This is a genomic window from Methylomonas subterranea, assembly GCF_024505185.1.
In the GTDB taxonomy this organism is placed as follows: domain Bacteria; phylum Pseudomonadota; class Gammaproteobacteria; order Methylococcales; family Methylomonadaceae; genus Methylomonas; species Methylomonas subterranea.
This window is the reverse complement of record NZ_JANIBJ010000001.1, coordinates 153,495-179,199: the sequence shown is the minus strand read 5'-3', so window position 1 is coordinate 179,199 and position 25,705 is coordinate 153,495. Positions and strand designations below refer to the sequence as shown.

Genomic DNA, 25,705 nt, shown 5'->3' with positions numbered 1-25,705 from the left:
TGCGGGGGGCGCCATAAATCTCAATTATCCGTAAGATAACGACCAATGATTTCCGCAACGATACGTTGCGCGGCCATGCCATCCCAATACTCGGGCACCCGCCCGCTTTTACCGCCGTTAATCAGCACTTCTTCAACACACTGCATGATTTTGGCGGGATCGGTTCCGACTATCGTATTGGTACCCTCGGTAACCGTGATCGGTCGTTCGGTATTTTCCCGCAGAGTAATACACGGCACGCCCAGCGCGGTGGTTTCTTCCTGCAAGCCGCCCGAATCGGTTAATACCAGTTTAGCTGTCTGCATCAATCCCAACATTTCCAGATAGCTGACTGGCGGCAACATGATCACCCTTTCTTCGGACAACACGGACAACAAACCAGCCTGACTAATCTTTTGCTGGGTTCTAGGATGTACCGGAAAAATCACCGGCAATTTTTCGCTCACTTCCGACACCACTTTGATCAGACGCTCGAGAGTGACTGGGTCATCGACATTCGAAGGCCTGTGCAGTGTCAACAAGGCATAGTTCCGCTCCGCTACTTTTTGACTGCGACCGTAATTACGAAGAGTCTCGGTAAACGAGGAGGCTTGCTTACAATTGTGTAACAAGCTATCAATCATTACATTGCCGGCAAAACAAATGCGCTGCTCGGAAATACCTTCTTTTAGTAAATTGTCCGCGGCGGAGCGTTCGGTAGTCAGTAATAAATCGGATAGCTGATCGGTCAGGATACGATTTATTTCTTCCGGCATTTCACGGTCGTAACTGCGCAGACCGGCCTCGACATGTATCAGCGGTATCTGCTTTTTCACGGCTACCAAGCCGCAAGCAATGGTCGAATTGACATCGCCGACCACCAATACCGCAAACGGTTTGACTTCATCGAGCACCGGTTCGAATTTCAACATGATATTGGCGGTTTGTACCGCATGAGTCCCGGAGCCAACTCCCAAATCGGTGTCCGGCTCGGGAATACCCAATTGCTGAAAAAAAGTGTCCTTCATGGCCTGATCGTAATGCTGGCCGGTATGAACCAGATACGGCTTTATTAAATGCTTGACCTCTTGTAACGCTTTAAAGATGGGCGCCATTTTCATGAAATTGGGTCGGGCGCCAACCACGCAAACCAGGACCCCGGGTTGCACGGAATTATTTTTTTCCACTGTCATAAACCGGTTCCATATCCAACTGAATTAAAATTGCTTTTCTGAGCAAGGCCTTTTCCTTGCTGGCGATATTATGCAGATTAAGCACCTCGTTTTCCAAACGCTGTAAGCGGTCTTCAAATGACCCTGCTTCCGCATCGGAATATCGAATGGCTGTAATTGATGATGCCGCCACTTGTTCTTCACGATCTTCAAGTTGCATCTCTTCATTCACTTCCGAAATGACTTTTTCTACCGCCTGACTATCTAAAACACTCAGTTCTTCCAAATAACCGAATAGCAACAAACGATCGCACAGAGAATTGATACGTCTCGGAGTTCCGGCGGAAAAATCGTGAATATCGGCAAATACCCTGGGATCGAACTCGGGTTTCCCTTGCCAGCCGGCCGTTTGCAACCTGAATAAAATATATTCCTTGGTTTCTTCCTCATCCAGTGGATCGAGATGATAGGTCGATACAATACGCTGCTTTAACTGCTCCATGTCCGCTGCATAAATGGTACGCTTCAACTCCGGCTGCCCAACCAGAAAAACCTGAAAAACCGGTGTGCCGTTCACATCCAGATTGGTCAACATCCGCAATTCCTCTAGGGATTGCTTGGGCAAATTCTGCGCCTCATCGATAATCAATAATAAGCGACGCCCTTCCCTTGCCTTTTCTATAATAAATTTTTCAAAACTATTTAATAAACTAGCTTTATCATTATGCAAATATTGAAAACCAAAGGTGGAGGCTATCAGACGTAAAGTATCTTCAGGGCCTACCTGAGAGGTCATCATAACCCCGATCAACAGTTTGTCTTTATTTAAGTTCTTCACCAAACTCTTGACCAACATGGTTTTACCCGTACCGGGAGAACCAGTCACTAAAACGAAACCTTCGCCTTGTGTCAAGCCGTATTGCATATATGCCAATGCGCGCTTGTGAACAGAGCTTTGAAAAAAGAAATCGGGATCCGCGCTTAATTGAAAAGGTTTTTGACTTAAATTGTAAAATCCGTCGTACATAAATTTGAATTGGCTATATTAAAAACGGACAGCAAAATTGGCGGTGGCGCGGTTCTCGGTGTAGTCATTACCAATACTACCATTAACAATAGGATTATCGAACTGCTGATTAATATGTCTAAATTCCAAACTGGTATTCATCAGCAATGGCCGACCCAGGTTGATGGGAAAACCGCGGGTTAGACCTAAAGCCACATCATAGCGCTTACTATTTGCCCGCGATGCCCCGGAACCGTCCATGGATTGCCAACTGGGACGAAAATAAAAGTCAAGCCGTGGCTGAAACTGCCAATTCCAGCTCCCGGAAGCGCCATAAACGTCATCCTGGGCGCGACTGGGCTCATAACTACGCTGAGTATTGTATAAAGAAAGATTGTAGAAACTCTTACCGGTTTGAAAATTAAACGATAGATTAGCCTGTTTACTGATAATGACATCGTTACCAAGGGATAAATCAGGTAAGTTGGGATTAAATGCAAGCAAAGTCTGATTCGTGGTGTTTGAAACAGCATTCCCAAACGGATCGGTAAAAATTTGCTGCTGCGCCAATACCTGTTGAGCAGTGGTCGTTTCCTGAGAATAACTAAAATTCACTGAACCGTGATTTAAAATATAATTTAGATGCGCATTCCACACATTGCCAGTATTAAGTCCCACATCCCTATTTTCATAGGTTACAAATGCATTGAAATTTGCGGCAGGATTGACACGAACAGTAACTATTTTGTTATTGCCGTATCCTGCTTCCAATGAGTAAAATTGACTAGGGCTCCATTGACCTCCAAAAGTGTAATAGAAACCGTTGTTTATACTGTTTGAAGCTGTCCGATAATCGTTGTTTTCGTAGCCGGCCCGAACAAAAACATTGTATTTTCTATTAAAATAGTACCGCGCATCGCCACCATATTGCTCAAAACGCACATCATTCCCATCGACTCGGTTTTGATCTTGCGAAGAGTAATTCAAGTTCCATCTGACTATATTAAACTTGCTTCCACTGGACAAGCCGGCTTGCCTGGAAAAAGTCTCCGAATCGGTAATAGCTAAACTATTATTTCCGGAAACTAAACCTGTGTTATCAAAACTGGACTTTTCATATCCAACCCTGAGTAAACCACTGGCATATTGCCCGAAATGAGGCGTCCAATAAGGCGAAATACTGAAGTTCTTTGATTCAACTCGATAACCATCATTTCCGCTCAGGTTATCGGTGGTAAGAAAAGTATTTCTGATATTCTGCTGACTGATGGAACTTCTGGTTTGCAAAAAAAGAGTATCTCTTACCGCTTGATATAATCCATTCATCTGAAGTTGATGATTGATATCAACTTGATCACGGCCGCCGGCATTATAAAGCCCCTGCAACCTGTAATTTAAATTAAAACTACTCCAAGGCGACGAGCCGAAAACGGAGATACCGGGCGAGACTTCCGATACAAAGCCACTCTGTTTCTCGGCATTGGATAATGTTAAATTATCTGAAAAAACCTCGCTCATCGACAGGTTTGGAAGCAACTGCCAGTCAAAAGCAAAAGCATGCCTTGCACTTGACAATCCACACAAAACCATAGCCACAAAATATCTTACGGTTACACCATCCAAAACAATTTTACTTCTATGAATGTCCATACTTGCCGTAGCCATAATTATATCCGTACAGATCAAGTTCCTTCTTAGTTTTATTCAGCAGAGTCATTACCACATCGCAATTGCTTAATTTTGAAATGGACTCATTAACGATATTCTGAGGAGTTTCCTCTGCCGCTATAACCAAAACAACTTGGCCGACCAATTCAGCAAGAATTTGAGCCTGCGTGGCGACCAGCAAAGGTGGTGAGTCAAATATAACAACTCTATCCTTATAACGCCGACTAACTTCTTCGGCGAACAAGTACATCCTTTGACTGGACAACAACTCCGTCGAATACTTATGTCGCTTACCCGCCGGTATAACATTAAGATTGGACAAATCCGTCTTCAACAAAATATCGGAAAAGGTCACTTTTTCATCTTCCAGATATTCAATCAGCCCGGGGGACTGCTTAATCCCTAATTGCTTGGAAACACTGGGTTTCTCTACGTCCGCATCAATCAGCAACACGCTTTTATCCAATTCATTGGCTATGCTGAGTGCCAAATTTATGGAAACAAATGTTTTGCCTTCTCCGGGCAGGCTACTACAGATTAAAATAAGATTGGCTCTTGATATACCATTAACTTCGCCGCCCTGTATATTGTTGACCAGCGGCCTTTTAATAACTCGAAACTCTTCCGCCAATTGAGACTTAGTGTCGTTCTGATCGAGAAAACCATCACCTGCCAAAGCGGCCCAATTGATAGAGACTTGATTATCCTTTGGAATAAAAAACTCATCGGACGAAACCTTGATATCCACTGGCTTATCAACGAAAACAGAATTTAATTTTTCTTCCTTATTTGATGACAGTTCCGATTTATTTTTTTCAATCAGATTTTGACTATTAGCTTTTTTTAAAGCGTTCTCAATAATACTCATAAGGGTTACCTTGTTGTTATTTTAAAATCTCAAATAACATAATACCTGTATACCCCATAGCTATCAGTGCGATTGTACCTAACAAAAGCCAATCAACACTTTTAGCTTTGGTAATGCCAAGGTTAGTTAATGAAACGCTGCCTAAAGAAGGTAACCCAGTAACGACTCGGACTTGCCGGCTCGACATGTAAACCGGCCTGATAAAATAAATCAAGAAAGCCACACCAAACCCACTAAGAATCCCTCCAATCAAAATAGCGGAATAGAATAGAATTCTATTTGGCGAAGATGGCTTACTAGGCTTGGTTGGTGGATCGGCAATTTTGAATTTTAACCGTGACGTTTGATCATCTACCCGTTCAGTAATATGCGCTTGCTCTCTACGCTCCAATAATTCAGAGTACTTACTGTTAATGGTTTCATAATCCCTATTAAGGTTCTTCATCTCGGTTTCGATTGCGAGTCGCTCATTCAAACCTTGTTCTATTTTATTTATTCTTGCCTTAATTGAACCTATTAGTGCCTGGACAGACGCCACTTCCGCGTCGGCGTTATCATATGCAATTTTCAGTGTTTGGACGTAAGGATTTGACATTTTCTGTGGTCCGAGCCAATCCATTTCAGAACTCGTTTCACTTTTATTGCGTTCTTTTTGTTGCTTCAATGAATCAATCAATCTGTCAATCGCTAAAATTTCCGGATGATTTTCAGTATATTTAATTAACATCTCGGTTTTTTTATCATTTAACGCTGCTATTCGCGAGTCCTCTTGCGAAACCTCTTCTGAAATATTCGTTACACCCCAGTCCTCATCCGATTGCTGAATGTTTCTTACCTGCTCTCCCAGCACACTCTTTCTAGCCAATGCCTGTTCTAGCGCGGCCGTTGCCGCGTTAAGTTGCTCTTTAAGCTGATTCAGCAATTGGAATTGATCTGAATCGCTGGTAAGGTATTCCATGTTTGCCCGTTTAAAATCCTCCTTGGCTTTTTCAGCTTCCTGCAGTCTAATTTCGTAATCTCGAATTTGCTGCTCTATAAAACGCTGGGCATCGCTGGCATCCGCCAATGCCTTCCCTTGAGCCTGTTCTGAAAAAACGGTTAGCACGGCCTGAACAACGCTCTTGGCGGTTTCCGGGTCGGTTGCGGAATAGCCAATATCAAAAATATCCCGGTCTCGAGCACCCTCAATAGTAATATCTTTCTTTAACTTCTCAATGAAATCGCTACTGATTATTGCGCCGGATTTATCAGCCTGCATATGAGACAGTTCAATGATTTTCTCTAAATTTGGCCTTGTAAACATCAATTGCTGAATGATCCGAATCAAAGCCGATACATCAGGATCAATTACCATACCCCTCATCAAGGGCCTGATGACTGTGGAGGAATCAATATGCACTTTAGCTTTCGACTCGAATTTATCCGGCATGGAAAATACAAAACTCCAGCCACTTACGCACACCAGCAAGGCAAACATAAAGGCCACCCGTTTGTACTTAAGCGTTCCTTTTAAGTAAAAATAAACTTCGGTTAACTCATGTTGCATGGTTCGAATTTGAAAGTATGTAGAAAATAGTTAAACCCATATTAAAAATACGCATCCGGTATAATTAATATATCACCCGGCATCATAAGCACATTGGCTGACAAATCCGCATCATCGATCAAATCATCAATTCTTACGCGATAAGATTTCAGTTCTCCGTCTATTGCACGAATTACACTCGCCCTATTTCCATCGGCGTATTGATTTAAGCCTATTTGAATAATGACATCCAATAAAGTCATACCCCGCTCATAAGGCAAAGACTTACCCTGATAACGACCTATTCCTCCACCGCCCATGCCTCCGCCCATGCCTCCGCCCATGCCTCCGCCCATGCCTCCGCCCATGCCTCCGCCCATGCCTCCGCCGGAAGAGCCACCACCAATGCGACCTATAACTCTTATCTGTTGATCTCTAACCCCTTTAAATCCCGAAACCATCACCACTACCTGAGGACTTTTGACATAGACTTTTAATACTTCTTCAATATCCCTTGCCACTTGAAAAGGGGTTTTTCCATTCGCGAGCAATTCTTCGACCAATGGAACAGTGATCTTGCCATCCGGCCTGACCGTAGCCGACGTCGACAACTCCGGATTACCCCACACGAAAATATTGACGCTATCGCCCGGTCCAATTTGATAGGTGTAATCCGAGGATTGTGCAACATCTTCAAGCAAAGGCTGCGAGCAACCGTTTAAAAAAAGTAAAACAACGCACGCAAACATTGTCTGCAAGACTGCTGAAACTTTAGTCTTTATCATTTTCTAAAAATCCACCAAAAAAAATCAGTAAGTTAATGTTGCCGATTTTAACGACCCGTAAGTTCTTTTATCAGCCTTTGCGCCTCGTCCTTACCGGCAAAACCACGCTGTTGCTTTTCCGCCAAGTCTATTGATTGCTTTAATTCGACTAGCGCGGTTGCTTTATTGCCATTCTTTAGATGAGCTACGCCTAAATGATATCTAAGTTCAGCCATTTTGGGCTCTTTAACAATCAAAGACTCGAGAAGTGCCAATCCTTCTGGGTTTTTATCATTTTTAACCAAACCCCAGGCATAGGTATCTTGAAGAGAAACGTTTTCCGAATCCTTAAACCGCTGAGCCATTTCCAAACCTTTTGCCAAATCCTCGGCCTGATCGGATTCCAGCAACAATGCCGCATAGTTATTTACTGCCAGAATATTATCCGGAGTCTTTTCAATTATCTTCTCATAAACCTTACGCGCTTCATTTTTATCATTCAGTTGCTCATACAGACTACCTAAGGCCAACAACAACTGTGGCTGATCGGGATTGGCCTGCAATCCCGCCAAATAAACTTGTTTGGCGCCATCAGCGGATTTTTTCAAAACGGCCTCAACTTTTGCCAAAGCCAAATACAGCGGAACCGACTTATCAGGCAACAGCTTAATTTGATTTTCAAGTAACTGTTTGACCTTAACATAATCCTTATCGGCCATGTATAAATCACTTAATACACCTACGATCGTTAAATCCTCTTTATTTTTCTGATGCAACCCTTCAACAAAAGCCAATGATTTGTCGCGTTGCTTGAGCCCATCATATGACCGTATCAAATTAACCAAGGAATTCAGGTGACCAGGAAACTCATTCAATATTTTTTCATAAAGCTTTACCGCATCGGCGTACTGACCCTTGCCTTGCAATATATTGGCCTGAAAATATACTGGAATGGTTTTATTTTTCGAAAACAAAGCAATACGTTGAACCGTCTCCTGGGCCTCATCCCAGCGCTTTTCGGAGATATCCAATTCCGCCTTATATGTCAGGAACATGGCCTGATTCGGTTTGGCTTTCAAGGCCTTTTCCAAAAGTTGCCGCGCGTTTTCCTTTTGATTGGCTTGTAAATATTTACCGTAGACTGGTATAAAGGCCTGCAAATTGGCGGGATTCAATTCCAAGGCTTGTTTATAATTTTTTTCCGCCTGCTTTGGGTCTTTCTTGGTGCTATATGCCTGCCCCAACAACATAAATGCGTTATCGGAGTCATTCTTGGTCCAGACTACTTTATTCAACAATTCAATTGCGTCATCGACTTTATTATTAATCAAAAACAACCGTGCTTTCAGCAAATTTGCTTCAACAAAATCAGAGTTTTCACTCAGAATATTGGAAACAGCCGTATCGGCCTTATCATATTGCTTTTTGTCAATAAAAATTTCCGCAAGTATTGCTTGAGCAGCCAACCCTGTTTGGTTATTTTTCTCAACTGAGACAATTTTTTCCAGGCCTTTTTCTGCCTCGTCCAAATATCCGGATGCCAGCATCCATTTTGACAGTTCCAACCTGCCTGAAGGATTCTCTCCCCAGCCATCAAACATGGACTGATACTCGCTTGCCACTCTATCCTTGGCTTTAGCATTCAAAAACTCCAGCAAAATGATTTTCGGCTCCGTCTTTGCTTTATTTTTCTCAATCATCTCCCGCAGCAAGGTTTCCGCCGGCTGCAACTGATCTTTCATGGAATATATGGAAGCCAAACTCAATTTGAAGTTTTCCACATCCGGATATAATTCAATCAAACCTTTGTAATCTTCTACAACCGCATCAGAATTATTCTGCTTCGCATGTATTTTTATTCTAAATAATCTTAGGGGAATATTTTTATCATCCAGTTGCAATGCCCTTTCCGTTAACTCAAGAGCTTGTTCCAGTTTGTTTTCCTCGAACATCAAGCCCGCTTTCAATGATAATGCATCGGTATTTTTCATGTTAACCGCAATCACTGAATCAATTATCTCGCTGGCCTGCTCATTCTTTTTTTGCCTAATTAAAACAGTCGCTCTTAACAACTTTGCCTCTTCATTTCCAGGATTTGCCCTTAAAACAAAATCGGCGTGTTCCAGGGCGCTATCAAAATCGCCGAAAAGCAAATCCACTTTGCCTAATTTTTGCCTGGCATCAATATTAGCAGGATCGAGCTCCAGAGTTTTTTTAAGGTTTTCCCTCATGGATTTAAAATTATTGGATTTTTCATCCAGCAAAGCCATGTAGTAATAAGTTTCCGATCGTTGATCGCTACTTTGGGCTGATGTTTTCAATTCGAGAATCGCTTTATCGTACTCGCCTTTATCGAGCAATTCCTTACCCTTTTGCAAGTGATTTTCCGCTAATTCATCCGGCGAATCACATGCCGTTGCCATCAAAGCACTAAGCACTAGAATCGGAAAATATAATTTAATTATATTTGCTTGACTGAATGACACGATAAACTCCCAAAGTTTTTATTTAATCAAAAAAATTACTCAATCAGAGCATTTTTAATCCATACATACAATTCAAGCAAATCAGGATGCATATTTTCCAGCGCCGATTGCGTGGTTATAAAATAAGGCGCTCTGATGCCGTGGTAATACATATCCTTGCCTATCCTCTGAAAATCGATTCCGGAGCGATGCATCAAGCGCGGCAGGAAAGGCTCCATCATTGCGAACACATTGGTTCTGTTATCCATTTCGGTCATGGCTGTCGCCGCCAAGAAACAGGCCACGGCAATTAACGAGAAGCTTCTTTGTTCCTGATCCGAGAAATGCAGACTGGAGATTTCACCAAACCGCGTCAAGGACTCACCACTTCGGCGCCGAAACGCTCCATCGACCGCCAACCTGGAAATCTCGCACACGGTTGATCTCGGCAAACCCAATTTTTCGATTTGTTGCTGATTTAGACTCGAACTACAAAATTTTTCCAGTGGTAAGGGCATTTCTTCCCGTCCCCCCAAGGCGGGAACCAGTCTTACACATCCGGCGGGCAATCCCGTTCTTCTATGAATTACCAAACAATGCCGAGACACTTGGTCATATTCGTCCGTTTCCAAGCCATCGGGAAACAAATCAACCGCTTCGTATTTGAATTCCTCGCAATAAACACGATACCTAACCCCATAAACCAGCTGCTTTTGAATATCCGACTCAGCCAATTCTACCTTGAAATAGCGCTCAAAACTCTCTGTCAACGTTACTTCGGACTTGTCATTCATCTGCCAGTCCCTATTTACTCACGTCTAAAGGTATTTATCGATGTCATGCGCTTTTATACCCCAGGCCAAAAGCTTTTCGATACGGTCATTGGCCGTTTCCAGCCGGGTCGCCATGATTTCAAAAAGAGCTTTTAAAAACAAATAACCCTCAATTGGGTGATCATCCAGGTACACGCTCAACATATCACTACGGATTTCCAATACTCGGGTATCGTTTAAAGCTACTACGGAAGCCGTTCTGCGATGCGAGCCATACAGGCAGATATCCCCGAAAATCGCCCCGGCGGCCAGATCGCATAAGCCCGGCGTTATTTTGACCCTGCCTTCCAGCTCCGCTCCACCAAGAACGCGCACACTGCCTTCTTCAACCAGAATCAAGGTACTACCCAACTCGCCCTTTTCGATGATTTTATCGCCTGCCTTATAGTGCACGCGTTTCCATGCACTGCCTTCCGCAAACTGGGGACTGTTTAATATGTCATCGAGTATTTGCTTCATACTTACCTATACACGTAATCCACATTCGAGCCATTAGCCATGGTACCTTGACACCCGCTTTACATCTCCGCCCAAAGGTCTAATAATCGGCAGCAGTCATGGAAAATTATATTTATTTTAGCTACTTGGCCAACTTGTGCGCCTATTCGGTGCTTTTTCTTTATGCCGTGCTAAGAAAAAACCGAAATTGGGCATTCATTGTTGCTATGTTGTTCGTAATGCTCTGGAGCGCGAGTATTTTAAGAACAACCCAGGAACATGAATTTTTTCTGGCCGACGCATTGGTTTTTGAAACCTTGCGAAATGCAGCATTGTTTTTGTTACTCACCGCGATGTTAAACAAACTGCTACATGGTGGCGGTTATTGGCGCATTGTTCGCTCCAAGTCAGCCTTATCCGTCACCTTGATCATTTTGTTTACTATCAGTATAGAGAGTTTTCCCGATTTATTGGAAATCATTCAACAATCAAGCGGTGTCGATCCTCGATTTTACTCTCACGTAATATTTGCCATCTTCGGTCTGATCCTGACGGAACAACTTTACCGCAACACACCTTTAAACCTGCGTTGGAACTTAAAGTATCTATGCCTAGGGGCCGGGGCATTATTCGCCATCGACCTGATCGTCTACAGTAAATCATTACTTTACAAGAACTTGGACATACCATTGTGGCAATCGCGCGGAATCATTAACGCTTTGATAGCCCCCGTCCTCGCACTTGCATTACCCAGGCTCGATAGCATTTCCAACCAGACAACGTTTTCCATATCGCGTAAGACAACTTTTTACACAACCATTTTAATTGGCTGCGGCGTTTATCTAATCTTGATGTCGGCCACCGGCTTCTATCTAAAACAAGTGAATGCCGAGTGGGGCGAGTCCATACAAACCATTTTTGTTTTTCTGGCCATCCTTATCCTGGTCATTTCATTCACTTCCGGTAAGATTCGGGCGTTGGCCAAGGTCTACTTCGGCAAACATTTCTTTCACTACAGTTATGATTATCGCGAGGAATGGTTAAAGATCAGCCAAGCCTTGGCGAAACTCGAGTCTCTTGATGAACTGAAGCATTTTATCATCACCACCCTGACGGACTTGGTAGAAAGCAGCGGCGGCGGGTTGTGGCTTAAAAACGATCAAGGGCAATTTTTCCTGGCCGCCGAACATAATTTGCGCCTCACTCAGCAAGAACTGGCAAGCCTGAAAACAGCCCCTCAATTGCCTCGCTATCTCAGCCAAAAACAATGGGTTATAGATTTTTACGAGTTAGCCCACGCCCCGGAGGTTTACGACGACATAGACCTGACCCCATGGTGTTACGAAGATAGCGAAGTGTGGTTGATAGTACCGCTGTTTCATCTGAATCACCTGGAAGCATTCGCCGTATTGACGCAACCGAGAGCGCGCAGAAAACTAAATTGGGAGGACCATGACCTGCTTAAAACCGTCGGCATGCAACTCGCCAATGCCCTTGCATTGAACAGAGCCAGCGAAGCCTTGGCCAATAATAAACAATTTGAAACCTATCACCGGCTGTCGGCTTATTTAGTTCACGACCTTAAAAACATTGCGGCCCAACTGTCCCTGGTTGTACGAAATGCCGCCAAACATAAACACAATCCGGATTTCTTCGATGACACCATTGATACGCTTAACCACGCTGTCAGCAAAATGCAACACATCGTTGAGCAACTGAAGCAGGGAAAATCCTCCGGTAGTTCAGCCACGCTTACCAATTTGGTCGACGTCATCACAAAAATAGAACGCCAACACAACGGTACTCCCGCATTCACATTCGAAACCGAGTTGATAGACTGCATGATCAAAGCAGATCAGACTAAACTCATCAGCGTCATCACCAATCTGATACAAAACGCCCAGGACGCAAGCCAGAAACCGGATGGCTGGGTAAAATTGGTATTAAGCAAACAAGCCGATTATGCTGTACTCAAAATCATGGACAACGGTATAGGCATGGAACCGTCATTTATTGCCGAACGACTATTCAAGCCCTTCGACACCACCAAGGGCAATGCCGGCATGGGAATCGGCGCTTACGAAGCCAGGGACTTCATCTTGAAAAATGCCGGACAATTGGATGTGCAAAGCCAGCCAGGACACGGCACAACATTCACCATACAACTACCTTTAAGTTAATAAAACCATGCCAGTATCCAATCAACTGTTAATCGTCGAAGACGACCCGGGCCTGCAAAAGCAACTTAAATGGAGTCTGGAACAATACGACATCATCCTGGCCAATAATCGGTCGGAAGCCATAGCGGCCCTGAGGCGCCACATGCCCAGCGTTGTCACGCTCGACCTCGGCCTCCCGCCGGATCCGACCAATGCCAGCGAGGGCTTGGCCACACTCAAGGAAATACTGGAATTAGCCCCGCATACGAAAGTTATTGTCGTCACCGGAAACGACGACCGCGCCAATGCCATTGAGGCCGTTGCCCAAGGCGCTTACGATTTTTATCAAAAACCGGTTGATGCTGACATACTCAATATGATCATTGCCAGGGCCTTCCACCTGCATGCGCTGGAAACCGACTTTAGAAATCTTCAGCAGCAACAAGCATTTAGCAGCGGCATTATCGCTACCAGTCCCCAAATGCTATCTGTAATGCGCATGATAGACAGAATCTCCCCAACCCAAGCCACCGTCATGTTATTGGGCGAAAGCGGCACCGGCAAGGAACTGCTGGCCAAGGCCATACACTCGCAAAGCCCGCGCGCGCAAAAGCCCTTCGTGGCGGTTAATTGCGCCGCGATCCCGGATACTTTATTGGAAAGCGAGTTATTCGGTTACGAAAAAGGCGCATTTACCGGCGCGGTCAACCAAACCAAGGGCAAGATCGAATACGCCGAGGGCGGCACATTTTTTCTGGATGAGATTGGCGACCTGCCCTTCGCGCTGCAAGCCAAATTACTGCGCTTCATTCAAGAGCGTGTCATCGAGCGCCTAGGCGGACGCAAGGAAATAGCTGTTGATGTACGGATTATTTGCGCGACCCATCGCAATATTCAGCAACTGATTGAGCAAAACCTGTTTAGAGCTGACTTGTATTACCGCCTCAGCGAAATCAGCATAGAAATCCCGGCCTTACGTGAACGCGAAGGGGATATTCTGGCCATCGGCAATGCGCTGTTGAAGCGCTACTGCAACCAAAACAATTGCAAGGAAAAACGTTTTGCGCCGGATACGGCCCAGGCATTGGAAAACTACGCTTGGCCGGGCAATATCCGAGAGTTGGAAAACAAACTCAAACGCGCGGTGATTTTATCCGACTCAAACCTGATCACGCTGCAAGACATGGAAATGTCGGAACAAGTCGATAACGCCATGCCGTTGAATTTAAAGGCAGTAAGAGAAGCGGCGGAATTATCGGCCATTAAACGCGCACTGCTATACAGTGACTACAACATCTCGGAAACATCCCGACTGTTGGGCATTGCGCGACCGACGCTTTACAGTCTGGTGGAAAAACACGGCCTGCAGGATTTGATCCGCCACCAACTGGATCAGGTTTAAGCCATCCTGGCCGGCCGCCAAAAGCTGGCTCGGCAGTAGTTCCGTTCCGGCGGCTGGCTGAGTCGAAACCAGCTTTAGAGATTTTTCAACACTGCCTCGCCTTTATCGATTTGCGCCTGGATGATGTTAACCTCCAATTGCAGCGCATTTTTCATATCCTGATCGGGGCAGACTTCCAGCATTTTTTTAATTTTGTTTTGCTTGGCTTTCAGCTTTTTGATTACACCTTTGATCTCTTCCACTTTTTTCTTCTCTTCCTTCACATCGGAATTGAAAAAAGCCTCCAACCGGGTCATTAGTTTGATTTTATTCATGGTCTACCGCCTGCGTGGGCCGAATCACCGCCAGCATCTCATGATCGGTCAAGGCCAGTTCCTTCTCCGCCTTGACCGAATCGGCCGCGTGGTTAATGAATACCGTTTCCGCCATACGGATCAGATTACTCTGTATTTCATAAACATATGAACTATCATTTAGCAACGAGGTGCCGGCCTCGGCGCTGATTTTGCGCTCGCGAATCAGGTTTTCGATAATCTCGATGGCGGCTTGGCGCTGCTCCTTGATGCGTCCCTTAAGGGCGTCCAGCGTCAACAGAGGCAACTCGTTGACCTGCTCCGTGTCCTTGATTTTCCGCAATTCGCGGATCACGAAGGCTATCTGAAAACGGATACGGTCGTATTCCTCGGCCTGATAGCGGTTATAGGAACGGTGGTGTTTTAACAAGTTCTTCTGTAAATGTTTGACCGCTTTTACCGCTTCCACCAACTTCAAATTGGCCTCGCGCAACCAATATAAACGTCCCGATTGCTTCATTTCCCAGGTAAAGCGGGCCTGACTGACAAATTCGATGATCGCGCTATATAAGCCCTTGATATTGCGCTCATAGGCGTCGTCGATATCGTAGTCCTTAATCTCCGGGTATTGGCCGATTACCTCAGTCAAATCCTGTCCGGAATACACGTCCCGCCTGTGCAGCCCCAATGCTCTTAAAATGACATGGGTGACATTTTCGTACAAATGCCTGGTTTCCTGATGCACGGACTCGACTGCAGTGTCGGGATATTGCAAGGCCGACTTGGTCAGAAAGCGCGGCAGTTCGACGCTGGCTGTTTTCTCCCGCATGAAGGTTTCCAATAGCCTCGCCAACAGCCCCGACAGCGGCAACATGACGACGACGCCAACTACATTGAAGACGCTATGAAACATCGCCAGTTTCAGGGTGTAATCATCCGGCGCTATGCCGGCATAATCGCAAAGCCAATCCACCAGCCAGATGAATTGCCGCAGAAAAACAATCGCCAACACGCCGGTAAACAGGTTGAACAGCACATGAGCCCCAGCCAAGCGCTTACCCTTGATATTGGCGCCGAATGCGCCTAAAACCGCCGTAATCGTAGTCCCCAAATTGGAACCTACCGCCAGCGCCAAGGCATTTTCATAGCTGATCTGGTGACTGGCCAGCGCCGCAATGATCAGTACCATGGTCGCCCCGCTGGCTTGAATGACCACGGTCACCGCGATACCCAGCAGCACATAGGTCAAAAGGCCGCTCAGGCCGGTCATCGCGAATTGACTAAGATCAATATTGCCCTTGAAAGCATCCAAACCGTCTTTCATGTACTGAATGCCGAGAAATAAAAAACCCAGCCCCAACAGAATGTGTCCCACGCCCTGATAGCTTTTCCGTTTGGCGAAATGCAGCAATACGCCGAATACCAGCAACGGCATCGCATAGCCGGAAATATTCACTTTAAGTCCGAAACCCGCCACCAGCCAAGCGCCGGTGGTCGTGCCTATGTTGGCGCCGAAAATGATGCCGATGCCAGCGGTCAAGTCCAACAAGCCGGCACTGATAAAGGAGATCACCAGCACCGACAATAAGGAACTGGACTGCATCAAGGTAGTGGTGACAATACCGAACAACAAGCGTTTGACCATGTTGTCGGTGGCATTGCGCAATAGGCGCTCCAGCACGCCGCCGGTAAAAAACTTGAAGCCTTTTTGCAGGGACAACATGCCAAACACGAAAACCGCTATGCCGGCGACTATGGTTTTAAAATCCGCGCTGAGCCAAAAACCCAAACCCAACAAAGCGAACAGCAAAACAAACAGGCTGTGTTTAATCGTGTTGTCCATTCCGCCTTCCCCATTATTGTTGCGACTTCCCTGTCGTGCATGTTTAAGCCAATACCGTAAAGGATTCCGTCCCTGATCACTTGCCTCTTTAATCCCTCACTCTAACCCGCTGGGAGAGGGAACAGAATGCGGAAGTTATTGTGGGCGGAATCCTAACGCTAAGGCAATTCTAACAATGTTTGGCGGGCTGGCTGGAATTTCGGGAAACAGGCGGAGCTCGACAATGGGATCGGCCTCCTCCTCGCCGAATCATCCGCTAGCCGAGGGGCGAATTGCTTATCTCAAGCCATACACTTTCAACTGACTGCACACCTTCAACTGATTGTCGGGTACCGTGCAATCATCGGTGTTGACGCGGTAAATCATTACATAGACCCTGCCGTTGGCTACCACCGGCGGGATCATTCTGGACATTTTCCCCAGCCCGCCGTTGTTATCGTCGCCGGTGCGAAACAGGCGCTTCATGCGCTTACCCTGCTCTATGCCGGTGGCGTCGTAAGCCACCAATTGACCTTCGGCAAACTCCTTGTTGGCGTCGCCGAACTTGGAATATACCGACCACAGAATTGCCGAACCGAAATCGATCGCATGCGGAAAAGTGGAACTGGCGGACGGCTTGCCGGACAACATCAATAGCCCGCCAGGCATGCCGCCGGGCGATTCGTAACCCACGGACGCCATATCTTCGCCCTCGGCCCTAAAAGTCGGCAATTCGCCGTCCAGGGTGGAAAAGTTATAGCTTTTCAAACGGGAGTTTTCGCCCCAGACATAAACAATGCCGCCGGTCTGGTTACGCTGAGCCAGTGCCAGCGCATGAATGTGATGCATTTTGTTGTTTTCCGGGTCGCCGCACGGCATAAACCAGCCATGGTCGCTGTGTCCGGAGGCCGGACACGGTAGACTGCGATTCAAATGCTGGGCCCTGTCCCAATTTTGGTTGAGGTCGCCACCGTAATAAGAGGCCACCAACGGCGGCTTGGATAACAATTGGTTGAAGCGATCATTTTTTCCCAGATTGAACTTGTCCAGCGAATAAATAATGCCGTCCTTGGTGCCTTGCAGCAGCAGACTGGAGCCCGGCACCAGCATCGGCCCGGCCGCGCCGAAATCCCAGTCGGCGGCGGCGCTGCCGACACCGCCGCGGCCGCAGGACACTTCGGAGTTGTTATCCCGCCACAAACAGCCGCCGCCGGACTTGCGCTCGTCCAGGAACGCCTTGTAATAATCGACTTTTTCCAGCAGCGGCCGGGCGCCGCCGCTACCGGGGACAAAACGCAATTTGATCATGCTTTCCGCCAGATCGACATCGCCGTTATTGGAGGTGCCGTTGGAAGTGGCTACGTAAATCATGTCGCCTTCGGTGACCGGCGCGCCGCCGGCATGCCAAATGCCGGCGCCCCAGCCGTTGAACGAGGTGGCGCAGAACATGGCGGGTTGGCGGGAAACCCCATCCCGCCCCAGCAAACCGCGGGTATCGTAGGCCACCACAAAGCCGTGCGGATTTTTCCGCCCGCCCATCAAGGACTCGCCGTTTGCGGCAAAGGCTAGCACCAAGCCGTGATTTTCGGTGAGCGCCAGCCCGGCGCGCAATTTTGGATAAACGTATTGCCTGGTTTGATTATTCTGTCTGTAAACAGCGCCGGCATCGTTAAACCAGCAGCCGTTGCCTTCCTGGGACTGCCCGAAAATCCGCACCGGTTCCGCCTTCCGGCTACCGTTCAGGGGATTCAACGCAAATATCCAATAATCGCGGAAGCGGTTGTCGTCGTCTTTTTTCAGCCAGGCCGCCACATACAGGGTGTCGGTAGCCGGATCGATAATCGGCGTGGCGGAAATGCCCCAGGTGGGGGTGTGTTTCCACATATCCATGTCTTGGGAACTGATTTCCGGCCCCAATTTGACATCGTAGACCCGGGCATTGGTGCGGGCGTTGATGCCTATGACTTCGTTTTTCATGGTGGTGATAATCACCAAGTCATCCGACCCGGCGCCTTTTTCGACTACCAACGGCTGAGTTTCCACCTTGGCGTTGAAATCGTGAATGCGCAGCAGGCCGAAATCGTTGGCATTCACATTGGATTTGTTCAGAACGAACTCGCGATTGTTCGCGGCGGTGCGGAAGTTATTACCGGCCCGTTGCGTGATGCTGACGGCTTGCGCATCGACGGCCCAGCAAATTGCAAGGACGGCACCTAAAAAACCAACTGCTGATAAGTTCATGGCGTACTCCTGCGGCGGAAAGGTCAACTGAGCCTAGAGCCTGTTGCCGATCATTGTCAAGCATTTCGGCAAAAAACAGCCGCCGGCAAAAGCCTCACCCGCTGGATGTCGACATCACGGCAAGCCGCTGGTGTCAAATCACACGTTATACGGACTGGCGATCCAATCCCTCAATACGGCCTCGTCGCGCTGGCCCAGGTAGGCAAAATCGCCGGCAATGTCGCGGTAAACCGCTTCGGCGCAATGGGTCGAAACCTGTTTGCCCTTCAGCATGTAGAAAAACCAGGCAAAGGGATAACCGGCCTGACGGTCGAAACGATTCAGCAAACTGCTGAGGGCATTGCCTTTTTTTCCGGAAAAGTCTTCCAGATGCGGCAAGATGTATTGTTGGGTGTTGATGATGTCGACGTTGACGATCTGCTCGCCGAAGCGCCCGGTGTGCTGGTACGGGCGGATGATCCATTCGTCGGACAGGCGTTTTTTCTGCCCGGCGCTGCTTCTGTTCCAATCATCCATGAAACGCTGCACCGGATGTTCGCCCCGGTGGCGTTCGTTGATGACGTCCATAAAAAGCTTGACGTCGGTTTTGCGGCGATAGGTATAGCGCGAATGGCCGAAACCGTAGCTTTCTATGCAAAAGGGTTGCAGAGGATCGATGAATTCTTCCAAATCCTCCGGCGGCTGCAGTGGATTAACCAGCATGCGGTCGGTGACTTCGTGGGTCTTGTCGATCTCTATCAGGGTGAAATCCTCGGCCCTGTCGCCGGTCTGCACCACGAAATACAAGGTTTTGCCTGTTTGCTTGGTGGCAATCAGTTTTTGTTCGACGGTGTAATCGATCAAGGTTTGCAGATTTTGCCCGCATTCCAGATAGGTGCGTTCCGCCCATTCGATCAAATCGTTGGCTATCCGCTGCCCGTCCATATCGACTACGCCGCCCAGCCGATACCACTCTTCGCCGGCCAAGGCCAATTGAATCGGATAATCGGCTATCAGACCTTGCAGTTGGCTTAACAGTAAGTCTTCGGTTTGGCCGGGGATGATTTTTTTACAGCATTCGGTAATATCTTGTCCGGCAAGCATCAAACGAGGCTCAGTCATGTTCGGAATCCGGGGCGTGGGTTGAATTGAGACGGCGCAGCGCCACTTCGCGCACATCGGGTTCGGGATCGTCAATCAATACGGTAAGATGTTTCGGGTCGGCTTTCAAGGCCACCGTGTAGCGCACCACCCAATCGCTGTCGTTAAGCAGGGCCGCCGCATCTTCCGGCGGCAAGCGTTCGGCGACTATGCGGCGGACGTCGGCGGACGGATCGTTGACCATCAGGCCCAAGCTCACCTCCGGCAGACGCTCGGCCACGATTTTACGCACCTGCACATCGTCGTCCTTGATGAAGCGGAATAAGCGCCCGGCCGGCAGGCGCTTGGCCACCATCAGCCGCACGATATAATCCCTGTCGTCGGCCAGGGCTTCCAGGTATTCCGGATCGATGCGATCGGCCACGGTCATGCGTACTTCCCGATCCGGATCGTCGATCAAATGCTGCAATTGACTGGAAGGTAAACGATAGGCCACCGCCCGCCGCACCACTTCGTCTTCGTCGGTCAGCAAGGCGTGCAGGGCTTTTTGCGGGGCATAGCGCACGGCAATGGCACGCCGTTCCCAAAATCTGTCCTGTAAATATAAAACCGCGTAAGCGGGATTAACCCGGAAAAAGCGGTCGATCTGACGACCGCTTTCCGCCAGCACACAGGTGTCGCCCGGCATGCAGCGCCCCATCAACAGGGTTTTGTTTCGAAAAGGGCACAGACTGCAATCGGCCAGTGGCGTGGAAACGGACTCGGTGGGCTCGGCCATGCTGGACCCTAGTCTTCTATGACTTCGGCTATCACAATGCCGGTCGCATGCTCATAGCTGTTGGTCAGGCACAGACAATGTTCCCGGCCGTCGACCAGATAAAGATTGAAACTTTCGCCTTCCAGCACCGGTTCCACATTGGGGAGATCGTCGTCCATGCAGTAGGTGAAATGGATACCGGGATATTCACCCCTGAGAGCCGTTACCACCGTTTCGTTCAAAGTCTGGCTACGGATGGCGGAGGCGATGCGTTGCAATTGTTCAGAGCTGATCATGACGATGCTTCCTTAAGACTGAGGGGGGTAGTTTTGGGCGAAACAGGCGACAGACCTGTTTCGCGCCGCCGTTAATCAGGCAACCAACGGTAATATGCAGTTATCGATGGGACAGACTTTCACGCATTGCGGTTCGTCGTAATCGCCGTTGCATTCGGTGCAGGTTTTCTTGCTGATTTCAAAAACCACCGCGCCCTCCTTGATGGAGTCGGTGGGGCAAACGGGTTTACAATCACCGCAGGAAATACATTCTTCGGCAGCGATATATAAGGCCATGGCTTACTCCTCGGATAAACGTTTCGCTTGCAAAGTGGTGGGGATTTTTGGCGCGGGTTCCATGGGTTCGAAATAATACTTGGAACCGTCGCCCAATACTACTTCACCGCCCCATTTTTCCGGACTATCAAACTCCAGGGACTCGATGGTTTCTTCCAGGTCTTTCTTGGCAACGTAGAACAATAATTTGCCGTCTTCGCGTTTTCTGAGCATGACGCTGGGCATGGGATTCTCCAAATAAAATAGCGTAGGTCGGGTTAGGCGTTAGCCGTAACCCGACTCGTTGGCTTTTGAATATCGGACTGCGCTATTCGCGCTAATCCAGCCGACCTTAACGAATCAAATCGTAGTTGTAGTCGGTGGTTCCCATGCCTCTGGTTTCCTTATCAAGTTGCTCCAGCAATGCGTTGACCAGAGTCGTCAGCATATACATGGCGCCTTCGTAACCCAGGGTCGTCATCCGATGCAGATGGTGGCGATCGAAGATGGGGAAACCAATACGAATCAGCGGCACTTCGAACTCGTCGCCTTTGTACACGGTATCGCGTTGGATAAATTTACCGTAGGAATTACCGATCATGAAATCGGGTTTATTGGTAAACATCAATGACCGGAAATGCCACAAGTCCTTGCCGATATGCACGGTAGCGCTTTGACCGTAGGGCGAGGCTTTCAAAACTTCTTCGCAAGCTTTTTTCCAACGTTTGTTGGCGTGGTTGACTAATACATCGGTGACTTCGGCCCCCATTTCCAGCAGGAATTTGGTCATGCCCAAGGCGAAGTCGGCATCGCCGTACAAGGCGAATTTTTTACCGTGCAGCCAGGCGTGCGAGTCGGTCATCATGTCAACCAGCCGGCCGCGTTCCACTTCCAGTGATTTTGGAATCGGTTTGCCGGTCAGTTCCGAGATTTTCATCAACAGTTGGTCGGTCCATTCCAGACCCATCGGGATATTCAGTTTAGGCACATCCTGTTTCCAGGTGGCTTCGACGAATTTTTTGGTTTTTTCCAATTGCCAAGGTTGCAACAACACCGTGGTAATGGCATTCGGCGCATCCTTGACTTCGTCGATGGTGGTGCCGCCGGCATACATGTTGAAGTGACCGTCCGCTGGAGTATCCAGCACTTCGGTGGGGTCGCTCAACAGCGTGTAATCGACGCCCATTTCCTTCATCATTCTGTGGATGACGCGGAAATTACCCAGGTAGGTTTCGAAACCCGGCACAAAGTTGATTTTGCCGTTGGAACCGACTTCCTTGCCTTCCATGTAGTTCAAGGTGAAGTAGCGCGCAATACCTTCGAACATGTTATCCCAACCGGTGGTATGGCTACCGACGAAGCTAGGGGTATGGGCGAATGGAACAGGATAGTCCTGATCGATATGACCTTCTTTCTTGGCGTTGTTGATGAACGCGTTCAAGTCGTCACCGATAACTTCCGCCATACAGGTGGTCGATACCGCAATCATGGTGGGTTTGTACAAGGCTTTGGCGTTTTCCAGGCCGGCGAACATGTTTTTCTGACCGCCGAATACCGCCGCGTCTTCCGTCATGGAGTCCGAAACGCAAGAGATGGGCTCTTTGAAATGACGGTTGAAGTAGGTACGGAAGTAAGCCACGCAACCTTGCGAACCGTGCACGTAAGGCATGGTTTTTTCGAAGCCCAGCGCGCATAAAACAGCACCCAGGGGTTGGCAGGCCTTGGCGGGATTGACGGTAATGGCTTCCCGCTGGAAGTTCAGTTCTTGGTATTCCTGCGTGGTCGTCCATTGAAAAACTTCGTCAATCTGATCCTGCGGATGACGTTCTTCGTACATCGCGCGTTTATTGGCAAGATTTTCCTTATATTCGTCGGTTCTGAACAAAGGATAACTGGGTTGAATGTTTTCGACTTCTTGGCTCATGATAATCTCCTAACGCGCCACTAATCCGTGGACCAGCGTTGATTGGATTTTGCCGTGCCGCCTTTTCAAGGGAAGCACGACCTTCGAAAGGTAGGGCACGTAACACGCACCCTTCGTCCGACCCCGAACGGATGCGCGATGCGCGTCCGACGAGGCCTCTGGCATAAGGAACGCCGAAGCGTTACGCGACCGCCTTAACCGGTTCGCTGGCGGCCTCGGTTTTCCAAGGCGCCTTAAAGCTTTTCCAGCAAGGATTGTTGATGGTCATGTCCATGTCGCGGGCGAAGATGGCAAAACCGTCGTAACCGTGATAAGGACCGGAGTAATCCCAGGAGTGCATTTGGCGGAAAGGCACGCCCATTTTTTGGAAAATGTATTTTTCCTTGATGCCGGAACCGACCAAGTCGGGTTGGACTTTCTTGACGAACTCTTCGAATTCGTAGCCGGTGACGTCGTCGTACAACAAGGTGGCATTGCCCATTTCCTTGATGGTGCGGTCGTAATCGTCGTTATGCGCGAATTCGTAACCGGTACCGACCACTTCCATGCCCAAGTCTTCGTAGGCACCGATGACGTGGCGCGGACGCAAGCCGCCGATGTACAACATGACTTTTTTGCCTTCCAGACGTGGACGGTATTTGGCAATGACCGCGTCGTATTCGGCTTTGTAACGGGCGATTACACGTTCCGCGCCTTCCTTGATGGTGTCGTCGAAATGCTCGGCGATTCTGCGCAAGCTTTCGGCGATTTTGGTCGGGCCGAAGAAGTTGTATTCGATCCAGGGGATGGAATATTTTTCTTCCATATGCCGCGCGATGTAGTTCATCGACCGGTAGCAGTGAATCAGGTTCAGCTTCACTTTCGGGGTTTTTTCGATCTCGGCAATGGTGCCGTCGCCGGACCATTGAGCCACAACGCGCAGACCCATTTCTTCCAACAAAGTTCTGGATGCCCAGGCATCGCCGCCGATGTTGTAGTCGCCGATTACGGCAACGTCATAAGGCGTGGTGGGGAAGCTGTCGTCACCGTCGCGTTTTTCCAATACCCAGTCGCGAATCGCGTCGTTGGCGATATGGTGGCCCAAGGATTGGGATACGCCGCGGAAGCCTTCGCAACGTACGGGCACGATGGTTTTACCGTATTCCTTGTTTTTGACTTTTGAAACCGCTTCGATGTCGTCGCCGATCAGACCGATTGGGCACTCGGATTGAATCGAGATACCTTTGTTCAGCGGGAACAAAGTTTCGATTTCGTCGATGCACTTGGCCAGTTTTTTATCGCCGCCGAATACGATGTCTTTCTCGGTGAAGTCCGAAGTAAAGTTCATGGTACCGAAAGTGTTGACACCGGTAGTGCCCACGTAATAGTTACGGCGGCCGGCGCGGGAATACTGTCCGCAGCCGACGGGACCGTGAGAAATATGGATCATGTCCTTGATGGGACCCCAAACCACACCCTTGGAACCGGCGTAAGCGCAGCCACGAATGGTCATGACGCCCGGCAGGGATTTACGGTTTGAAGTGATACATTTGTTAGCCTTTTCCAGACTATGATCGTTAACGGCCAAATGTTTGGCGCGATCTTTTTTCGCTTTTTCGGGATAGACTTCCAGCACTTCTTGGATCAGCGCTTCAGTCTCTTCTCTTGTCATGGCAGCCATGATGTTATCCTCCAGCGGCCGTGGGTAATCTCCCAACAGACCTCGATTAGGAACTATAGAGCAGGTTGGATTGGCTTAGCCCAACCCAACCTGGGTACTTGGTATTAAGCAGTCGCTTCGGCAGCCGCGGTTTGGCCGACGATGCTTTCGTCGACTTCTTCCATTACACCGAACTCCATCAACAGGTCTTCCAACTCGTCCATGGTGATGGGAGTAGGAATTACCAATTGAGTGTTGTTGATGATTTTGTTGGCCAAATCGCGGTACTCCTGCGCTTGTTTAGCGGCTGGTTCGTACTCGATCACGGTCATGCGGCGGATTTCGGCGCGTTGTACGACGTTGTCGCGTGGCACGAAGTGGATCATGTGAGTGCCCAATCTTCTGGCCAATTCCATGATCAGTTCGTCTTCGCGAGCGGTGTTACGGCTGTTGCAGATCAAACCGGCCAAACGAACGCCGCCGGAGTTAGCGTATTTCACGATACCTTTGGCGATGTTGTTGGCAGCATACATAGCCATCATTTCGCCGGAGCAGACGATGTAAATTTCTTGCGCTTTGTTTTCGCGAATTGGCATCGCGAAACCGCCGCATACAACGTCGCCCAATACGTCGTAGAACACGAAGTCCAGGTTCTCGTCGTAAGCGCCTTCTTCTTCCAGAAAGTTGATGGCAGTGATAACACCACGACCGGCGCAACCAACTCCAGGCTCTGGACCGCCGGATTCAACGCATTTGATGTCGCGGTAACCCACTTTCAATACATCTTCCAGTTCCAAGTCTTCGACGCTGCCCGCATCGGCCGCCATTTGCATGATGGAGTTTTGCGCTTTTGCGTGTAGAATTAAACGCGTGGAGTCGGCTTTGGGGTCGCAACCGACGATCATTACTTTTTTGCCCAGCTCTGCCAAGCCGGCAACCAGATTTTGAGTAGTGGTCGATTTACCGATACCACCTTTACCGTAAATAGCACATTGACGTAGTTTCGCCATGATCTTCTCCTCTTGTAAGACTTGTAGTGAATGACAAGATGAATATTGCAATGGCCGTGCCAATGTTTAAAACAATATTAATGTATTGATTTTATTAGAAAAATATAGA

The 25,705-nt window shown here is 48.2% G+C and carries 22 protein-coding genes; 2 read left to right on the top strand and 20 right to left on the bottom strand.

Annotated features, from left to right (window positions below; genetic code table 11):
• Window positions 1–20 precede the first annotated feature (20 nt).
• From wecB to NP590_RS00775, 9 genes are read right to left on the bottom strand one after another with little or no spacing between them, the layout of a single operon-like run.
• Window positions 21–1,172 carry a non-hydrolyzing UDP-N-acetylglucosamine 2-epimerase gene (gene wecB, locus NP590_RS00815; protein ID WP_256600237.1) on the bottom strand — a complete coding sequence of 384 codons (1,152 nt, stop codon included), beginning with the start codon at window positions 1,170–1,172 and terminating at the stop codon, window positions 21–23.
• Window positions 1,153–2,178: an XrtA/PEP-CTERM system-associated ATPase gene (locus NP590_RS00810; RefSeq protein WP_256600236.1), complete on the bottom strand. Its 1,026-nt coding sequence runs from the start codon at window positions 2,176–2,178 to the stop codon at window positions 1,153–1,155. The genes wecB and NP590_RS00810 overlap by 20 nt, the downstream gene beginning before the upstream one ends.
• Before the next feature lie 18 nt (window positions 2,179–2,196).
• Window positions 2,197–3,822: a TIGR03016 family PEP-CTERM system-associated outer membrane protein gene (locus tag NP590_RS00805; RefSeq protein ID WP_256600235.1), complete on the bottom strand. Its 1,626-nt coding sequence runs from the start codon at window positions 3,820–3,822 to the stop codon at window positions 2,197–2,199.
• Window positions 3,794–4,693: an XrtA-associated tyrosine autokinase gene (locus tag NP590_RS00800; protein ID WP_256600234.1), complete on the bottom strand. Its 900-nt coding sequence runs from the start codon at window positions 4,691–4,693 to the stop codon at window positions 3,794–3,796. The genes NP590_RS00805 and NP590_RS00800 overlap by 29 nt, the downstream gene beginning before the upstream one ends.
• A 16-nt stretch (window positions 4,694–4,709) precedes the next feature.
• On the bottom strand, window positions 4,710–6,239 hold the full coding sequence (locus NP590_RS00795) for an XrtA system polysaccharide chain length determinant (RefSeq protein WP_256600233.1): 1,530 nt from the start codon (window positions 6,237–6,239) through the stop codon (window positions 4,710–4,712).
• A gap of 41 nt (window positions 6,240–6,280) precedes the next feature.
• On the bottom strand, window positions 6,281–7,003 hold the full coding sequence (locus tag NP590_RS00790; RefSeq protein WP_256600232.1) for a polysaccharide biosynthesis/export family protein: 723 nt from the start codon (window positions 7,001–7,003) through the stop codon (window positions 6,281–6,283).
• A 47-nt stretch (window positions 7,004–7,050) separates the two neighbouring features.
• Window positions 7,051–9,468, bottom strand: a complete 2,418-nt coding sequence (locus NP590_RS00785) for a tetratricopeptide repeat protein (protein ID WP_256600231.1) — start codon at window positions 9,466–9,468, stop codon at window positions 7,051–7,053.
• Window positions 9,469–9,503: 35 nt separating this feature from the next.
• Window positions 9,504–10,241 carry a PEP-CTERM/exosortase system-associated acyltransferase gene (locus NP590_RS00780; protein WP_256600230.1) on the bottom strand — a complete coding sequence of 246 codons (738 nt, stop codon included), beginning with the start codon at window positions 10,239–10,241 and terminating at the stop codon, window positions 9,504–9,506.
• Window positions 10,242–10,265: 24 nt separating this feature from the next.
• On the bottom strand, window positions 10,266–10,739 hold the full coding sequence (locus NP590_RS00775; protein ID WP_256600229.1) for a Crp/Fnr family transcriptional regulator: 474 nt from the start codon (window positions 10,737–10,739) through the stop codon (window positions 10,266–10,268).
• A 98-nt stretch (window positions 10,740–10,837) separates the two neighbouring features.
• On the opposite strand from NP590_RS00775, the gene prsK reads away from it, so the two are divergent.
• Entirely contained in the window at window positions 10,838–12,898 is a 2,061-nt protein-coding gene (prsK, locus tag NP590_RS00770) for an XrtA/PEP-CTERM system histidine kinase PrsK (RefSeq protein ID WP_256600228.1), read from the top strand.
• 7 nt (window positions 12,899–12,905) lie between these two features.
• On the top strand, window positions 12,906–14,279 hold the full coding sequence (gene prsR, locus NP590_RS00765) for a PEP-CTERM-box response regulator transcription factor (protein WP_256600227.1): 1,374 nt from the start codon (window positions 12,906–12,908) through the stop codon (window positions 14,277–14,279).
• Between the two features lie 74 nt (window positions 14,280–14,353).
• Here prsR and NP590_RS00760 read toward each other — a convergent pair whose 3' ends face one another.
• From NP590_RS00760 to nifH, 11 genes are all read right to left on the bottom strand, one after another.
• Window positions 14,354–14,593 carry a hypothetical protein gene (locus NP590_RS00760; protein WP_256600226.1) on the bottom strand — a complete coding sequence of 80 codons (240 nt, stop codon included), beginning with the start codon at window positions 14,591–14,593 and terminating at the stop codon, window positions 14,354–14,356.
• Window positions 14,586–16,415: a Na/Pi cotransporter family protein gene (locus NP590_RS00755; protein ID WP_256600225.1), complete on the bottom strand. Its 1,830-nt coding sequence runs from the start codon at window positions 16,413–16,415 to the stop codon at window positions 14,586–14,588. Before NP590_RS00755 ends, NP590_RS00760 begins: the two co-directional genes overlap by 8 nt.
• A 276-nt stretch (window positions 16,416–16,691) precedes the next feature.
• Window positions 16,692–18,635 carry a hypothetical protein gene (locus NP590_RS00750; RefSeq protein WP_256600224.1) on the bottom strand — a complete coding sequence of 648 codons (1,944 nt, stop codon included), beginning with the start codon at window positions 18,633–18,635 and terminating at the stop codon, window positions 16,692–16,694.
• Window positions 18,636–18,773: 138 nt separating this feature from the next.
• On the bottom strand, window positions 18,774–19,736 hold the full coding sequence (locus tag NP590_RS00745; RefSeq protein ID WP_256600223.1) for a hypothetical protein: 963 nt from the start codon (window positions 19,734–19,736) through the stop codon (window positions 18,774–18,776).
• The gene (locus tag NP590_RS00740) at window positions 19,729–20,493 is read right to left on the bottom strand and encodes a 4Fe4S-binding leucine-rich repeat protein (protein WP_256600222.1); all 765 of its coding nucleotides are present in this window, start codon (window positions 20,491–20,493) and stop codon (window positions 19,729–19,731) included. The genes NP590_RS00745 and NP590_RS00740 overlap by 8 nt, the downstream gene beginning before the upstream one ends.
• A gap of 8 nt (window positions 20,494–20,501) precedes the next feature.
• Window positions 20,502–20,768, bottom strand: a complete 267-nt coding sequence (locus NP590_RS00735) for a DUF6129 family protein (protein ID WP_256600221.1) — start codon at window positions 20,766–20,768, stop codon at window positions 20,502–20,504.
• Window positions 20,769–20,843: 75 nt separating this feature from the next.
• Entirely contained in the window at window positions 20,844–21,044 is a 201-nt protein-coding gene (locus NP590_RS00730) for a 4Fe-4S dicluster domain-containing protein (RefSeq protein WP_256600220.1), read from the bottom strand.
• A gap of 3 nt (window positions 21,045–21,047) precedes the next feature.
• The gene (gene nifT, locus NP590_RS00725) at window positions 21,048–21,269 is read right to left on the bottom strand and encodes a putative nitrogen fixation protein NifT (RefSeq protein ID WP_256600219.1); all 222 of its coding nucleotides are present in this window, start codon (window positions 21,267–21,269) and stop codon (window positions 21,048–21,050) included.
• A gap of 106 nt (window positions 21,270–21,375) precedes the next feature.
• A complete protein-coding gene (gene nifK, locus NP590_RS00720) occupies window positions 21,376–22,947 on the bottom strand; it encodes a nitrogenase molybdenum-iron protein subunit beta (RefSeq protein ID WP_256600218.1) in 1,572 nt (523 codons plus the stop codon).
• Between the two features lie 181 nt (window positions 22,948–23,128).
• The gene (nifD, locus tag NP590_RS00715) at window positions 23,129–24,607 is read right to left on the bottom strand and encodes a nitrogenase molybdenum-iron protein alpha chain (RefSeq protein ID WP_256600217.1); all 1,479 of its coding nucleotides are present in this window, start codon (window positions 24,605–24,607) and stop codon (window positions 23,129–23,131) included.
• A 104-nt stretch (window positions 24,608–24,711) separates the two neighbouring features.
• Window positions 24,712–25,596 (bottom strand): nitrogenase iron protein, encoded by an 885-nt coding sequence (gene nifH / locus NP590_RS00710; RefSeq protein WP_256600216.1) that lies wholly within the window; start codon window positions 25,594–25,596, stop codon window positions 24,712–24,714.
• Between the last annotated feature and the right edge of the window lie 109 nt (window positions 25,597–25,705).

What these genes read in the sequence shown, in the direction of transcription:
- wecB (WP_256600237.1), bottom strand. Translation starts at nt 1,172, where the DNA reads ATGACAGTGGAAAAAAATAATTCCGTGCAACCCGGGGTCCTGGTTTGC.
- NP590_RS00810 (WP_256600236.1), bottom strand. Translation starts at nt 2,178, where the DNA reads ATGTACGACGGATTTTACAATTTAAGTCAAAAACCTTTTCAATTAAGC.
- NP590_RS00805 (WP_256600235.1), bottom strand. Translation starts at nt 3,822, where the DNA reads ATGGCTACGGCAAGTATGGACATTCATAGAAGTAAAATTGTTTTGGAT.
- NP590_RS00800 (WP_256600234.1), bottom strand. Translation starts at nt 4,693, where the DNA reads ATGAGTATTATTGAGAACGCTTTAAAAAAAGCTAATAGTCAAAATCTG.
- NP590_RS00795 (WP_256600233.1), bottom strand. Translation starts at nt 6,239, where the DNA reads ATGCAACATGAGTTAACCGAAGTTTATTTTTACTTAAAAGGAACGCTT.
- NP590_RS00790 (WP_256600232.1), bottom strand. Translation starts at nt 7,003, where the DNA reads ATGATAAAGACTAAAGTTTCAGCAGTCTTGCAGACAATGTTTGCGTGC.
- NP590_RS00780 (WP_256600230.1), bottom strand. Translation starts at nt 10,241, where the DNA reads ATGAATGACAAGTCCGAAGTAACGTTGACAGAGAGTTTTGAGCGCTAT.
- NP590_RS00775 (WP_256600229.1), bottom strand. Translation starts at nt 10,739, where the DNA reads ATGAAGCAAATACTCGATGACATATTAAACAGTCCCCAGTTTGCGGAA.
- prsK (WP_256600228.1), top strand. Translation starts at nt 10,838, where the DNA reads ATGGAAAATTATATTTATTTTAGCTACTTGGCCAACTTGTGCGCCTAT.
- prsR (WP_256600227.1), top strand. Translation starts at nt 12,906, where the DNA reads ATGCCAGTATCCAATCAACTGTTAATCGTCGAAGACGACCCGGGCCTG.
- NP590_RS00760 (WP_256600226.1), bottom strand. Translation starts at nt 14,593, where the DNA reads ATGAATAAAATCAAACTAATGACCCGGTTGGAGGCTTTTTTCAATTCC.
- NP590_RS00755 (WP_256600225.1), bottom strand. Translation starts at nt 16,415, where the DNA reads ATGGACAACACGATTAAACACAGCCTGTTTGTTTTGCTGTTCGCTTTG.
- NP590_RS00750 (WP_256600224.1), bottom strand. Translation starts at nt 18,635, where the DNA reads ATGAACTTATCAGCAGTTGGTTTTTTAGGTGCCGTCCTTGCAATTTGC.
- NP590_RS00745 (WP_256600223.1), bottom strand. Translation starts at nt 19,736, where the DNA reads ATGACTGAGCCTCGTTTGATGCTTGCCGGACAAGATATTACCGAATGC.
- NP590_RS00740 (WP_256600222.1), bottom strand. Translation starts at nt 20,493, where the DNA reads ATGGCCGAGCCCACCGAGTCCGTTTCCACGCCACTGGCCGATTGCAGT.
- NP590_RS00735 (WP_256600221.1), bottom strand. Translation starts at nt 20,768, where the DNA reads ATGATCAGCTCTGAACAATTGCAACGCATCGCCTCCGCCATCCGTAGC.
- NP590_RS00730 (WP_256600220.1), bottom strand. Translation starts at nt 21,044, where the DNA reads ATGGCCTTATATATCGCTGCCGAAGAATGTATTTCCTGCGGTGATTGT.
- nifT (WP_256600219.1), bottom strand. Translation starts at nt 21,269, where the DNA reads ATGCCCAGCGTCATGCTCAGAAAACGCGAAGACGGCAAATTATTGTTC.
- nifK (WP_256600218.1), bottom strand. Translation starts at nt 22,947, where the DNA reads ATGAGCCAAGAAGTCGAAAACATTCAACCCAGTTATCCTTTGTTCAGA.
- nifD (WP_256600217.1), bottom strand. Translation starts at nt 24,607, where the DNA reads ATGGCTGCCATGACAAGAGAAGAGACTGAAGCGCTGATCCAAGAAGTG.
- nifH (WP_256600216.1), bottom strand. Translation starts at nt 25,596, where the DNA reads ATGGCGAAACTACGTCAATGTGCTATTTACGGTAAAGGTGGTATCGGT.